This window comes from Shewanella algae, from assembly GCF_009183365.2.
GTDB lineage: Bacteria > Pseudomonadota > Gammaproteobacteria > Enterobacterales > Shewanellaceae > Shewanella > Shewanella algae.
In genome coordinates this window covers 1,998,101-2,011,306 of record NZ_CP068230.1, presented here as the reverse complement: position 1 = coordinate 2,011,306, position 13,206 = coordinate 1,998,101, and the positions used below count along the sequence as shown (strand labels likewise).

General features: G+C 53.1%; 12 protein-coding genes. 2 read left to right on the top strand and 10 right to left on the bottom strand.

Features of this window, described 5'->3' with window-relative positions; genetic code table 11:
* Positions 1 to 41: 41 nt before the first annotated feature.
* The 7 genes from E1N14_RS08920 to E1N14_RS08890 all read right to left on the bottom strand — a co-directional run bounded on the left by E1N14_RS08920 (position 42) and on the right by E1N14_RS08890 (position 4,888).
* Positions 42 to 710: a Type 1 glutamine amidotransferase-like domain-containing protein gene (locus E1N14_RS08920; protein WP_025010477.1), complete on the bottom strand. Its 669-nt coding sequence runs from the start codon at positions 708 to 710 to the stop codon at positions 42 to 44.
* A gap of 110 nt (positions 711 to 820) precedes the next feature.
* Positions 821 to 1,678 carry a hypothetical protein gene (locus E1N14_RS08915; protein ID WP_025010476.1) on the bottom strand — a complete coding sequence of 286 codons (858 nt, stop codon included), beginning with the start codon at positions 1,676 to 1,678 and terminating at the stop codon, positions 821 to 823.
* A gap of 69 nt (positions 1,679 to 1,747) precedes the next feature.
* Positions 1,748 to 2,884, bottom strand: a complete 1,137-nt coding sequence (locus E1N14_RS08910; protein WP_062793804.1) for an alpha/beta hydrolase — start codon at positions 2,882 to 2,884, stop codon at positions 1,748 to 1,750.
* 36 nt (positions 2,885 to 2,920) lie between these two features.
* Positions 2,921 to 3,340 (bottom strand): DUF6228 family protein, encoded by a 420-nt coding sequence (locus E1N14_RS08905; protein WP_152134898.1) that lies wholly within the window; start codon positions 3,338 to 3,340, stop codon positions 2,921 to 2,923.
* A 41-nt stretch (positions 3,341 to 3,381) separates the two neighbouring features.
* Positions 3,382 to 3,663 (bottom strand): 7(1) septoil knot domain-containing protein, encoded by a 282-nt coding sequence (locus tag E1N14_RS08900; RefSeq protein WP_025010474.1) that lies wholly within the window; start codon positions 3,661 to 3,663, stop codon positions 3,382 to 3,384.
* Between the two features lie 78 nt (positions 3,664 to 3,741).
* The gene (locus E1N14_RS08895) at positions 3,742 to 4,185 is read right to left on the bottom strand and encodes a hypothetical protein (RefSeq protein WP_025010473.1); all 444 of its coding nucleotides are present in this window, start codon (positions 4,183 to 4,185) and stop codon (positions 3,742 to 3,744) included.
* A gap of 91 nt (positions 4,186 to 4,276) precedes the next feature.
* Positions 4,277 to 4,888, bottom strand: a complete 612-nt coding sequence (locus E1N14_RS08890) for a LysE family translocator (RefSeq protein ID WP_025010472.1) — start codon at positions 4,886 to 4,888, stop codon at positions 4,277 to 4,279.
* Between the two features lie 553 nt (positions 4,889 to 5,441).
* On the opposite strand from E1N14_RS08890, the gene E1N14_RS08885 reads away from it, so the two are divergent.
* Positions 5,442 to 5,846, top strand: a complete 405-nt coding sequence (locus E1N14_RS08885; RefSeq protein WP_123116176.1) for a GFA family protein — start codon at positions 5,442 to 5,444, stop codon at positions 5,844 to 5,846.
* A 193-nt stretch (positions 5,847 to 6,039) separates the two neighbouring features.
* On the opposite strand, the gene E1N14_RS08880 is transcribed toward E1N14_RS08885, so the two are convergent.
* Positions 6,040 to 7,671 (bottom strand): dipeptidase, encoded by a 1,632-nt coding sequence (locus E1N14_RS08880; RefSeq protein WP_025010470.1) that lies wholly within the window; start codon positions 7,669 to 7,671, stop codon positions 6,040 to 6,042.
* 202 nt (positions 7,672 to 7,873) lie between these two features.
* On the opposite strand from E1N14_RS08880, the gene E1N14_RS08875 reads away from it, so the two are divergent.
* Positions 7,874 to 10,084: a M3 family metallopeptidase gene (locus E1N14_RS08875; RefSeq protein WP_025010469.1), complete on the top strand. Its 2,211-nt coding sequence runs from the start codon at positions 7,874 to 7,876 to the stop codon at positions 10,082 to 10,084.
* Between the two features lie 93 nt (positions 10,085 to 10,177).
* On the opposite strand, the gene E1N14_RS08870 is transcribed toward E1N14_RS08875, so the two are convergent.
* A complete protein-coding gene (locus tag E1N14_RS08870) occupies positions 10,178 to 10,594 on the bottom strand; it encodes a GFA family protein (RefSeq protein WP_062793990.1) in 417 nt (138 codons plus the stop codon).
* Positions 10,595 to 10,658: 64 nt separating this feature from the next.
* Positions 10,659 to 12,824, bottom strand: coding sequence for a M3 family metallopeptidase (locus E1N14_RS08865; protein ID WP_025010467.1), 2,166 nt, complete (start codon positions 12,822 to 12,824; stop codon positions 10,659 to 10,661).
* Positions 12,825 to 13,206 lie beyond the last annotated feature (382 nt).

Here is a 13,206-nt window from a genome sequence, read left to right as displayed (position 1 = left end):
GTTTGTCATCCCGATGAACGGGCACTGCTACACAGCAAAACTCAGGCGATAGCCTCTGGCAGGATGAGCTCCGGCGCACCAAAACTGTGAAGTCGGCCATCAATAATGGCCAGCGCGTCTTCATCCGAGCAGAGATAAACGGGCAAACCATGCCGCTTAGCCAATTGCTTTGCACGCTGTTTTTGGCTGAGGCCATGGGATTGGTCTCGGCTCTGCGAATGAACCACATGGGGCACAAATAAAAGGTCGGCCAAGCCAAGCGCCTTCAGGTTTTCAAGGCCCACTGTATTGCTGTCACCACAAAGCGCCGCGGTTTCTATGTTGGCGGTCAGCAGCATGGCACCGGCACTGACACCAACCAGAAGATGTCCGGATGCAGCATAACTCTTGAGTTTCTGCTGTTGATTGCGACTATGCAAGCCGCGCAAAAAACGGTAAGTATCCCCGCCCGAGAGATGCACTAAAGGCTTATCCAGTAACGTCTGCATCACAGTATCGTTAAAACCCTGCTCAAAATCCAGGTAGGTGTTGAGACCTATGCCAAGGCCTTGATAAAACGCCTGTGTTGCCCGGTAGAAATCTCCCTCGGGATCAGGCTCTGAACCTATGTAACCACCCGCTTGTCCTTTAAGCCCCAAAGCCTCAATAACAAACGCTAGCGCCTTATGGCCGGTTGCGCTTTGGTGATTACTGAGCAGCAGTAGATTCATACTTTTTCGCTCCTTGAAAGTCGGCAGTTTCTTGCAACACCCAGAGTTTCCCGCTCACAGCCTCAACGGCCATTCGCGCCGTGATTGATAAAGTTCTTCAGCCTAAGACATCAGCGCAGGGAGTCAAAAGCAGCCAGCAGTGCTTCATCTTCTCTTTCTAACAGGCATTCGCCAATCTCATCTATGGGTAACGCAGCGCTGCGGTACAACAGCTTAAGGGCTTCAATATGCTCAAGAGTCAGTTCATGCTCGGTAAGCAAGAGCGACCAATCGAAACTGTCGACAAGCGCCTGCTCGACACCATCGGCATACAGCTGGTTAAACCTTTTTGGGTTGTGACCGAAGATCAATGCCGCCAAGCAAGCATATTCGCCGAATTCACTGTCATCATCAAAGCAGTAATCCAACGCTATGCCCCGACTTAGCAAGGCAGCCAAAGCCTGTTCACCGGCTCCATTCAAATGGTATTCATTGTAAAACAAACAGGCCGCCGCCGTAGCCAGTGCCTTATGGGAGAAGGCGTATCTGGGCAGTAGAAAATTAAAAATGGCGTAAGCGTCAGACTCTCCTGCAAAGACCAATTCCAACAACCGGTTATGGTCCAGGCGGCCACCCACTGAAATAAACGCGCTAATAAAACCGAGATAAACATCGTGACACAGCCGGTAAAGATGTTCAGGGTCGTCTTCGACCAAGCTGCCATCCGGGCCGTTGACTTTGATGATGTCAAATAGCGGCGTAAACTGCTTCGGCTCGGAATAATACGCCACACGGCAATACATAAGGTAATAGATTTGATAGTCCTTGATAACGGCGTTCGCTCTGAGATAAGAGATGATCTCAAGCCAGGCTGGGTCTTTCTCTATCCTGAACATATATTGGGACCAGGCTTTCGGCATGTGCTGGCGCAAATAGTCCAGATTGCCTTCTTCAATATGTTGTTTTATCTCATTTAATCCACGAAACACGGCATTCCTCTCATAACAGGTGTAAATTTTCTCCGGGAAATCCCGGGCTTGGTAGGTAAAAGACCTGAGTTAGGGCTGACTCAGTTTTTGCTCAAGCGCCCGGTTCTGAGCCATAATCTCTTCGAGAAAAACCGAACCATGCAGCCTGGCCAATTGCAGCGCCTTGATAGACGCCGCCATAGCCTTATCGAGCTGTTGGTTAAGCGTATAGGCCGTTGCCAGGCTGTCCCAAAGGATTTCCGAGCGAGCGAATTTCTCTACTCCTTGCTCCAATATGGCAACGCCCCAGGCAGTTTGGCCCTCATAGGCGGCCTTTAGGCCGTATACATTGAATTGATGTGCCGACAACGGAAAGGTATAATAGCCATACTCGGCAGTTTTTTCCCTGTAGAACGCCAGCAGCTGTTGCAGCGACATCACATCGACTTGTGGTACCGCGTTCCAGCCACTGAAGATGGCTTTAAGCCCCTCGACATTGCCAATCAAGGGAGTGCTGTCGTGGGTTTCTCGGGCAAAACGGGCATTGAAAACCTGTAGCTTTGACGGCTTCTTGGTTTCCAGTTTTTGCAGCATGGCATCAAAGGCCTGCGCCATCTCGCCTGGCTCACTCGCCATACTGAGAAACCAGCGCATGGGCGCTTTGCGCTCGCGAGTCTGGTATTTGTCGTAATCTGTAATCAAGGCACCATCGTCCCACCACAGGCTGGGACTAATGGCTATCGCGGCATTGAAGGACGATGCCGGACCGAGCACCTGATAACTGCTGTAAAGCCCGGCCAAAGAGTGGCCAAATATCATCCGGTAAGGCGCCAGACGGTAACGTTCACTCAATGTAGGCAGCAGTTCCTCTGCGATAAAACGGTTATAAACATCGGCCTTTCCCGCCCTTGCGGCGAAATCTTCCGGCTCTGTGGGAGTAAAGTACTTGAGTCTGTCGCGGGTGCTTATGCCCACCACTATCATTTCCGGTACTATGGCGTATGTGCTCAGAAAGCCGACGCTGGATGCCACATGATGAAACTGAGTCGAACCATCAAGTACCAACAGCAAGGGGTAATGAAAACTGTCTGAATGTCGATAACTCTCGGGCAAAGCAACCTGAACTGTCACGGCTTCATCGATAAGCCCGGCCGCAAGTGTAAAACGCTGCTCTTCGGCCAATACAGTCAGCGACAGCAAGGCACAAAGCAAAAATACGAATCTCATGGAAATCCTTGTCAGTAAAACGTCTTTAAAGGGCATTCAAAGGCCGGCCGGCGCGGGATAAAAGAAATCTTTGCCGTTCATCGCCAATGCCTGCAACTGCCCGGCATCTATCGCCAGGCTCACCTCGGCGCTCCAGGCAGGAAAACCACCTTTGGCTAAAAGGCTGACGGTCAATAGCAGATGGCCACAGGCATCTGTCGTTGCCACAAGACTGTACTCACCTTCTATGGCAGCCCAGCTTTGCTCGCCTTGCCAACCCTGCCACTGCCGGGCAAGCTCCTCAAAGAAATCCGCCGGGTTCCGTCCGTAGGGAAGATTATCCACCCTCACACTTGCCTGCATGCCTTCTCCCGAGATGGTCACGCAATAGTGTTTAAGCCAACCACTGATGTCCAGCTCGGGTTTATGAAAACGCACAGAGCAGCCAAAGCTGTTTTTCAATATCCATTCTTTCACCTTCCCGGCGTCCTCTTTACCTGGATTTAAAAGCAGCCGGGTTACAAACGGCCTTTGAGCGGGTGCTGAGTTTGCCAACCACTGGCTCCACGACTGCTGACAAAATACACCAGCAGATCGGCCGCGCCACGATGGCTGACCCAATGAATGAGTGACGTAGCCATTGAGCGGCTCGCCACCTGACACCAGAGACTATCCTGATTGTGTGTAGCGCCGCGGCTGTCGACTCGATAAACCAATAGATCGGCGGCCGCGCGGGAGCTGACTTCATGTACCAGCACCTTGGCCGCTCCCCGAACCTGAACCTCATAAATAAGCGCCATAAAACCTCCCTGTTGTAGCTTGGCTCTTGGTGGTTTTGCCTCTTATATCTAAATGCCACGCCTGTGATGCCTGAACACTCAGGGCTGTAGCATGCCTAAATCTTCAGCCACTTTCAGCGGGTTAAAAGGCCCGTCGATAGCCTTTGCCAGCGCCTCAACCTGACTCTGATCCAGGTGTTGTATCGCCTCTTTGTCCGGCGCCTCAAAATAGATAAAACCTTTGAGCAAGTCGTTGAGTGTGGTGATATCGGCATCGGCGAGTACCGCTTTGAGTCTCAGTGCTTCATCCTCAGTACACTGATAGTCTTTTAACTCATTCAGGTAAATCAACACTGCTATCTTGTCTTCACGTGCCAGAGCGTTGAACCAAGGGCTGGCGGGGAATGTGAGTGTCGATGTCTTGCCCTGACGATCACATGCTTGCCAGCTGTCATTCCATTGCTTCAGATAGGAAAACTTATCGACTTGAGTTGCGCAGCCTGACAGCAACAGCGCAATTGATACCACTATGATTTTCTTCATAAATCCCTTTTATTCTGCAAGCTTGTTGAAGATACCAACAACCCGCTTGAGATCATCCTATTTAAAAGCTCATGCCATAAACCCTGTGACACTAGCGGCTTGATGCGGCGAGGCCAATGCCGAAGCAGACAAAGACGCCGCCGCTTAGCTTATTCAACACTGAGCCTCCCTTGCCGGAAGCCAGCTTGGTCTTGGCAATGGAAGCAAACAGGGCATACAGAGTGTGAATAAGGATCACCAAGCCACTAAAGGTTGCGGCGAGTAAGGCAAACTGAGGAGCGTATTCCCGCTGCAGGTCGATAAACTGCGGGAATATCGACATAAAAAACACGATCGCCTTGGGGTTGGAGATGGAGACTAAAAATCCTTCGGCGAAACACTTGCGAGCGCTGCCTTGCTGTAAATGAGCGCTGCTGGTGCCACCACCCTTGGCTCGGAACATTTTCAGGCCAAGATAGATAAGATAAGCGGCGCCAATAAACTTAATCAGGGTAAAGGCCAGCATTGAACTGGCCAACACAACCCCCAAACTGGTGGCCGAGATCAAGGCAACAAACAAAATAGCCAGTGCGACCCCAAAGATACCGGCAAAGGTCTTGAGCAAGCCGCGTTGAATCGAGTTATTGACGGTCAGCATCACCGCTGGCCCAGGCAAGAGAATGGTGGCCATGGCAACACCGAAATACACAAAATAGTTATCCATTTTTATTCCTGAACTGATAAAACTGTCAAAAACCCTTAATCCATTCAAAATCTGCCAATCATTGTCATAGATATGGGCCTGCAACCTCGCAAACCCGCAAACCCGCAAACATGGATAAGCGATAAGATCAAATCATCACCATAACCCAGGCGCACAAGTTTGATGTGCTGGAGAATCAACATCCGGTAATGAGTAAACAAGAGAGCGCGCCGAACCTTGAGTTCAATCGGCGATAGCTACCGCGGAACCGACAATCCTTTTCGTCCCTGAAACATCCTTGAATACCCCGGGAGCTTGTACTGTATCTCATTGATAGTTATGGCGACCATACCCAAGCAAGTCACAGATTACAAGAAGATTTCCCGAAGGCCAAAGCCGCTTCTTTGGGTGCAAAATCGCGCTGGTTGTGGTGCCAACAGGATTTGCTGTTTCCCGGTCCATCCCATTAGAGTAAACTCGTTTGCTTATTCCTTGAGCCAGGGAGGCTGGAGCGGCTGCCAAGATTTTGGGACGGGCTCGAAAGGGAATAACCTATCAACACCAAGGAGGGAACATGAAGCACTATCGAGGCAGTTGCCTTTGCGGCAAGGTTCGTTTTGAAATCAGCGCTGAGCTGCAGCAGTTCTTTTTGTGCCACTGCAGTCGCTGCCGCAAGGATTCAGGTTCGGCCCACAGTGCCAATCTGTTTTCAGACAGCGCCGAGTTAACCTGGCTCAGTGGCCAGGACGCCATTACTGCGTTTACCCTGCCCGGTACCCGCCACAGCCGCCACTTTTGTGCCGTTTGCGGCTCGCCGCTGCCCAAAGCGGTCGAGGGTGGCCACCTACTGCAAATACCCGCAGGCAGCCTGGACGATGAGCCGGGCCTGACTCCCCAGGCGCACATTTTTTGTCAGACACGCGCCGCTTGGGATCAGGCTTTGGAACAAGTGCCCGGCCTGGAGCAGGGCCCGGTTTAAGAGTATAAGGCACCGCCCTGTGATGATAGCGCCACTCCCAGTCCGCATGACTTTACTTTTACTCAAGAGCGATTATCTCGGCAGCTTAGGGAAGTATTGTAAAGGACTAGGGCCATTTGCTGCGCCCCCCTTGCATTCAGGCCTGTAAGCCGACGCAGAGCACACATGGGACTTATTCGCACCTTCCCTAGACTTATGATCCCGGGTTTACCGCCAACTCCACCATGGCAGCGGTGTACATCTTAAGGTTCAGCTGCAACTGCTCGCGGGTGATAAACTCATGTTCACTGTGGCCTGTATACTCGACACCCGGCATGGCCGGACCAAAACTGAGGGCATTGGGAAACAGTTTACTGTTGGTGGAGCCGCCAATAGCAACAGGTTTAGGGTCGGTAATACCGGTAAACTCGGCAAACACATTGAGCAGGGTTTGCAGATGCGGCGCCTTATCCATCACCTTGGGCTCGCCCCAATAGCTGCTGACATCGACCAGAGTCACGCCGTGGGATTGCTGCCAACCGGCCAGCGCCGCAGACAGCTGTTTATCCAAGGTTTCCGGGCTCTTGCCTATGGGGCGCCTTAGGTTAAGCGTAATACTGGTACCACCCTGCCCCCACTCCACCACAGTCGGCGCCAGCGACATAGGGCCCATAAAATCATCACTATAGCCCAGCTCGCCAAAGCGCTCGGCATAGAGGTCCAAGCCTATCATTTCATTGATAAATGCCAGGGTTAATGCCGACTGGCTCGGCGCAAATATCTCAGACTCCAACAGCGCAGCCAGATGAGTCACGGCATTGACACCATCTTCAGGGGTTGAGGAATGGGCCGATTTACCGTTGGCGGCTATCTCCAGGCTGTCGAAATCCAGGGTAAAATCATAGCGCATCCCCTGCTGGGCTTCTGCGGCGCGTTGCAAACGGCTGACCATGGCGCTGTCGGCTCCGCGGATCAGGGCCAAGGCCTGCTGGGGGATCTGACTGGCAAATGAGCCACCGCTGAAATGCTGCAGTTGCGGTTTATCGAAATTAGGCGCCTTGACTTTGGGTTCAGGTATCGTGAGTTTTATCTGACTCCAGCCCTTCTCGGCGGTGACTACAGGATATTCGGCGTCTATGGTGATATTCATATCGGCCGCTTGATAGTCCTTGAGAAACACTTTCAGCGGCTCCCAGTCCGACTCCTCGGCCAGATATACCATGAGCTCGATGCGGCGATTCAGTTTTACCGACTTGTCCTTGAGCGCCTTCATGGCATACATGGCGGTGACTATCGGCCCCTTGTCATCTTCGGTGCCGCGGCCTATCAGCTTGCCCGGTTGCGATTGAGTATCCAGTTGATAGGGACTCTGGTGCCAAAGCGTTGAATTGGCCGGCTGCACATCCCCATGGGTAATAATGCCAAGCTTATTAGCGCCGCCGCCCCTGTCTTCGCCAAGGCCTATCAAGAGCACATAACCGTGATCGGCATAATCCAGCCCCAACTGCTCAGCTTGGGCCTTGAGCGCCTGCTTGAAGCCGATGAATTCCGGATTGGTGTCGGGTGTCAACCCTGGGATAGCCTCGGTATTGAAGTTCACCAACTCGGCGAGACTCTGTTCCATCTCGCTGCCGTAGCGGTCAAGGCTGTACTGGGCCAAGGTTTTCGACAGTGGCGAGACTTTACTCGTTGCAGACTCTGTACCTTGGGCAGCACTTACGCTTGAAGTCTGGCTTGAAACCTGGCTCGAGGGCTGAGCCGTAAGGCCGCTCTCTGCGCTTACAAAAGGAGCAAACACGCACAGGGACAGCGACAGGGATAAACGGGAAAGTGTTCTTATCATCATGGCAGGGTGGCTTTTGTTATCTTTTATTTTCAATGGCCTGAGAGTGTGCCACAGATACAGTTTCGATACTGCATTCGCTAAATTTTGTTACAAACTAAACAGGACAAAATTGGCCTTTTTCAATACGGCATGTTACTAAGGACGGCTTCGGCGCGGCCCGCTGCGCCATACGGGAGATAAACACCAGCATAGAGGAATAACAATGAAGGGAATGACCCTCTCTCCAGTGGCTCTGGCCCTGGGATTGGCGCTGACACTGAGCGCCTGCGACAACCAGCCTGTATCCCAGAGCGACACATCTGCCCAAACTCAAGCGCCTGCTCTCCAGAATGGCACAGGCACAAACCCAGCCGCAGCCAAGGCCGAACAAACCCGGGACAACCCTTTCTTCCAGCCCTGGAATACTTACCTTGAAATCCCCGCCTTTGATCGCATCAAGTCCGAGCATTACCTGCCGGCCTTCAAACAAGGGATTGCCGAGCGCAAGGCAGAGATTCAGGCCATCATAGATAATCCGGCCGCCGCTGACTTTGCCAACACCATAGAAGCCATGGAGCGCAGTGGCGCCTTGCTGACCAAGGTGTCAGGGGTGTTTTATAACCTCACCAGCGCCGACACCTCCGCCGAGCTGCAGAAGATCTCCAAGGAAGTATCCCCGTTGTTGTCTTCCAGCCGCGATGATATTTACCTGAACAACGCCTTGTTTCAGCGGGTCAAGGCTGTCTATCAGCAAAAAGATCAGCTGGTACTGAACCCGGCGCAGCAGAAGCTGCTCGAAGACACCTACAAACGCTTCAGCCGCGGCGGTGCCAACCTGGATGAAGCCGGTAAGGCGGAGCTTAGAAAGCTCAATGAAGCGATTGGCAAGCTGAGCTTGGAGTTCGGCGACAATGTGCTGGCAGAAACCAACGACTTTGAACTTGTGATAGACAAGCAGGCCGATCTGGCCGGTCTGCCGCAGGATGTGATTGACGTTGCCGCCCAGGCGGCCATCAAGCGCGGCCATCCCGGCAAATGGGTATTTACCACCCAACGCCCCTCCGTCACCCCGTTTTTGACCTATGCCGATAACCGAGAGCTGAGAGAAAAACTCTACAAGGGTTATATCGAGCGCGGTAACAACGACAACGCCCACGACAACAAGAAGGTGCTGGCAGAGCTGGCGGCTCTTAGAGCCAAACGAGCCCAGCTTCTGGGCTATCCGAGCCACGCCCACTATGTGCTGGAAGAGCGTACTGCCAAGACTCCGGAAAATGTCTACGCCCTGCTGGATAAAATTTGGCCCGCCGCCCTGGCCCAGGCCGAAGCCGAAAAGGCCGAGATGCAAAAGCTTATCGACAGCGAAGGCAAGGATTTCAAACTGGCCGCCTGGGACTGGTGGTACTATGCCGACAAGATACGCGTCGCCAAGTACAGCTTTAACGAACAGCAGACCAAGCCATACTTCTCGCTGGAAAACACCCTCAAGGGCGTGTTCTACACTGCCAACCGCCTCTATGGCATCAGTGTCACCGAGCGTGACGATCTGCCCAAGTATCACCCGGATGTACGCACCTTCGAGGTGAAAGATAAAGATGGCAGCGTTATCGGTATCTTCTTTGGCGATTACTATGTGCGTGACAGCAAACGCGGCGGCGCCTGGTCCAATGCCTATCGCCGCCAGGCGGTGGTCGATGGCGTCAACGAGCAGCCCATCATAGTCAACGTACTCAATTACCCTCGCCCCAGTGGCGATGAGCCGACGCTGCTGACCTTCGATGAAGCCGGTACCCTGTTCCATGAATTCGGCCATGCGCTGCACGCCTTGCTGTCCAAGGTGGAGTATCGTTCCCAGTCCGGCACTTCCGTGCCCCGCGACTATGTGGAGTTCCCGTCACAGGTGATGGAAAACTGGATGACTCAACCGGATGTGCTGGCGCATTTTGCCAAGCACTATCAAACCGGTGAGGTGATCCCCCAGAGCCTGGTAGACAAGATCCGCGCCGCCAGCAAGTTCAACCAGGGTTTCGCCACGGTGGAATACATGGCAGCCACCAAGCTGGATCTGGACTGGCACAGCAGCAGCGTCACCGAACCTCAGGATGCGGCCGCCTTCGAGCAGCAATCGCTGAGCAATATGGGGCTGATCTCTGAGATAGCTCCGCGCTATCGCTCCACCTACTTCAGCCACATCTTCTCCGGAGGATATTCGGCCGGTTATTACTCCTATATCTGGTCTGACATTCTCGGCGCCGATGCCTTTGAGGCCTTCAAGGAAAACGGTATTTTTGACCCGGCTACCGCCAAGGCGTTCCGCAGTAACATCCTTGAGCGCGGTGGCAGTGAAGATCCTATGGCGCTTTACAAGGCGTTCCGTGGTCAGGAAGCCGCCATTGAGCCACTGCTGCGCAGTCGCGGCCTGCTGGCGGAATAAACGCTTGCCGGATTAGCAATGTCCAGCAGCGCAATCAAAAAGCCGTTCACTCAGTGAACGGCTTTTTTAGTTCTTTATCAGGGCTGGGCTTTCTCAAGGCTGACCGGTGTATTGCTTGACTCCGGGCGGGATAACAAACCAGTCCTGCTTTTCACTGACCCAGGCATGGGCACTCGGCTGAATGATACGGGTATCTTCCAGGTTACTGGGCTTGAGCTTGATACTCTGCGGCTCTGCCGGGTTGTAGTGATAGATACGATTGCCGCAGCGACCACAAAACTTGGCGGCGCTGATATTACCGCTGGCCGAACCACGCTGCCAATGGCTCAGTTCGCCACTGAATTCTATATCTTCGGCTCTGACAATCGCCGTGATGCTGAAGGCACTGGTGGACAGCTTCTGGCATTCCTTGCAGTGGCAGGCCACCACCATCTGCGGCGGCGCCAACAAGCGATAACTGACAGCGCCGCACTGGCAACTGCCCTTGATGGGATAACGAATAGCTTCCATAGCTTTTATCATCTTATTTGAGGGATAAAAAACACCCGCCATTTGGCGGGTGTTATCAAAGGTTTCAGTCTACCAGGCCTCGGCGCTTGAGCAGCGCATCCACTGTGGGTTTCTGGCCGCGGAACTGGATGTAGTCCTGCATCAGATCCTCACTGTTCCCCTTGGAGAGAATTGCCTGACGATACTTGTCACCATTGGCTCGTTTGAGGCCACCTTCTGCCATGGTATGGGCAAAGGCGTCGGCAGCGAACACTTCGGTCCACAGGTAAGCATAATATCCGGCCGAGTAACCGCCACCGAATACATGGCTGAAATAAGTCGACTGGTAACGTGGCAACACAGGCGCGTAATCCAGGCCATGTTTGGCACGGGCCTTGGCTTCGAAGGATTTAACGTCCGCCACTTGTTCACCAGCCTTGAGTGAGTGCCACTCCATATCAAGCAGCGCTGCGGCCAGATACTCTACCGTGTCATAGCCCTGGTTGAAGGTAGCCGCTGCTCGCACTTTTTCCAGCAAGGCTTGCGGAATTGGCTCGCCGGTTTTGTAATGTTTGGCATAGTGAGCCAAAACGTCCGGATCTGTGGCCCAATCCTCGTTGGCCTGGGATGGGAACTCAACAAAGTCCCTTGGAGTAGCGGTACCAGCAAGGCTTGGGTATTTCACCTGCGAGAACAAACCATGAATGCCGTGGCCAAACTCATGGAACATGGTAGTCACTTCATCAAAGGTCATCAGCGTAGGCTGACCTTCGGCTGGCTTGGGAATATTGAGCGCGTTGTACACCACAGGCTTGTTATCCAAAAGGAAGCTTTGGGTCACGTACTCATCCATCCAGGCGCCGCCGTTCTTGCCTACTCTGGCGTAAGGGTCCAGATAGAAGAGCCCGATAGAGCTGCCGTCTTCGTTGAATACTTCCCAGGCGCGGACATCTTCCTGCCATACCGGCAGATCCTTGCGCTCTTTCATTGTGATGCCGTAGAACTTCTGCATGGCGTAGAACATGCCGTCATTCAGCACGGTATTGAATTCGAAGTAGGGCTTGATCTGGCTCTCATCCAGATCGTATTTGGCCTTGCGAACCTGCTCGGCATAGAAGGCCCAGTCCCATGGCTGCAGCTCAAAGTCGGCACCGGATGCCTTGATTTGCGCCTGGATATCCTTGCCTTCAGCCTTAGCCTTGGTAACGGCCTTGGGTGCCAGGTCATCCAAAATGGCAAATACCGCATCCGGATTACCGGCCATCTGATCGGCCAGTGCATAGTCAGCCCAGGTTTCATAACCCAGCAGTTTGGCCTTTTCGGCGCGCAACTGTGCCTGCTTGAGTACGATAGGACCATTGCTGGCCATGGCGCGATTGGCCGAAGTCTGCCAAATTTTCTCTCTCAGGCCTCTGTCTTCCAGGCTCGACAGCAGTGGCTGGCGGGTGGTATTCACCAGGCTTATCAGGTAGCCCTCTTTACCCGCTTCCTTGGCGGCGTTGGCCAGGGCGCCTATCTCATCCTCACTCAAGCCTTTGAGCTGCGCCTTATCGGTCACCAGGATCACATCATCCTTAAACGACTTGAGAATGTTTTGCGAAAACTCGGTCGACAATGTGGCCAGCTCACCGTTGAGCTCACGCATTTGGGTCTTGTCGGCTTCGCTCAATTTGGCGCCGGCACGGACGAACTGATTGTAATAGAAGTCCACCAGACGCTGATCTTGCGCGCTCAGGCTATCTTTGTGGTTGTAGACAGCTTCAACCCGGGCAAACAACTTGGGATTGAGGAAAATATTGTCGCTGTGTTCGGTAAGCTTGGGAACGATTTCCCCTTGAATGGCCTGAAACTCATCGTTGGAGATCAACCCGGCCAGATTGAAGAAGACCCTGGAAGTACGATTGAGAATGGCGCCGGTCTTTTCCATCGCCACTATGGTGTTATCAAACGAAGCGGCTTCGCTGTTGTTGATTATGCCGGCAATTTGCTGGTTGTGTTCCTTGATCCCGGCTTCAAAGGCCGGCAGATAGTCTGCGATTTTTATCTTGTCGAACTGCGGGGCATGATACTGCAGCGGACTTGGGCTGAGCAGCACATTGCTTGCTGTTTGTTCGGTGCTTTTTGCCTCTGGCGTACTTTGGCTCGCTTCTTTGGCCGGGGCATTGCTGACGGTTTCATTGGTTTGCTGTTCGGCACAGGCACTCAGCACCAGTGCAGCGCCTATGGCGGTGGCGATTAATGTCTTACGCATCTTGACTCCATTAACGGCAGGCTATTGCTTAGTTATGATTGAATACCCGGGACACCTGTCTCGGCGGGGCAACAGCCCTGTTGATTCCCGCCATTACCTTAACAACTCTTCCGCTATTTGGACAATGACTTAACTGTAAGAAATTCTGCCCTCCCCCGAGGGGCCGACATGACTGAGCAGAAATCCAGCGCCAAAGTTGGGCCTCTTGCGGTCACTGGATCAAGTTTTGAACAACCGGGACAGTCAGCGGACATTTATTTGCCACTTGTCACAAATTGTCACCCGTTTTTAACGGCCGATGTCACATAAGTGTCGCCGCCTTTGGGTATACTGCGCCTTGGTTAACCAGATTAATCACATGATTAACAGTGATTTAACCGGA

What these genes read in the sequence shown, in the direction of transcription:
- E1N14_RS08920 (WP_025010477.1), bottom strand. Translation starts at nt 710, where the DNA reads ATGAATCTACTGCTGCTCAGTAATCACCAAAGCGCAACCGGCCATAAG.
- E1N14_RS08865 (WP_025010467.1), bottom strand. Translation starts at nt 12,824, where the DNA reads ATGCGTAAGACATTAATCGCCACCGCCATAGGCGCTGCACTGGTGCTG.
- E1N14_RS08880 (WP_025010470.1), bottom strand. Translation starts at nt 7,671, where the DNA reads ATGATGATAAGAACACTTTCCCGTTTATCCCTGTCGCTGTCCCTGTGC.
- E1N14_RS08875 (WP_025010469.1), top strand. Translation starts at nt 7,874, where the DNA reads ATGAAGGGAATGACCCTCTCTCCAGTGGCTCTGGCCCTGGGATTGGCG.
- E1N14_RS08890 (WP_025010472.1), bottom strand. Translation starts at nt 4,888, where the DNA reads ATGGATAACTATTTTGTGTATTTCGGTGTTGCCATGGCCACCATTCTC.
- E1N14_RS08895 (WP_025010473.1), bottom strand. Translation starts at nt 4,185, where the DNA reads ATGAAGAAAATCATAGTGGTATCAATTGCGCTGTTGCTGTCAGGCTGC.
- E1N14_RS08900 (WP_025010474.1), bottom strand. Translation starts at nt 3,663, where the DNA reads ATGGCGCTTATTTATGAGGTTCAGGTTCGGGGAGCGGCCAAGGTGCTG.
- E1N14_RS08885 (WP_123116176.1), top strand. Translation starts at nt 5,442, where the DNA reads ATGAAGCACTATCGAGGCAGTTGCCTTTGCGGCAAGGTTCGTTTTGAA.
- E1N14_RS08910 (WP_062793804.1), bottom strand. Translation starts at nt 2,884, where the DNA reads ATGAGATTCGTATTTTTGCTTTGTGCCTTGCTGTCGCTGACTGTATTG.
- E1N14_RS08870 (WP_062793990.1), bottom strand. Translation starts at nt 10,594, where the DNA reads ATGGAAGCTATTCGTTATCCCATCAAGGGCAGTTGCCAGTGCGGCGCT.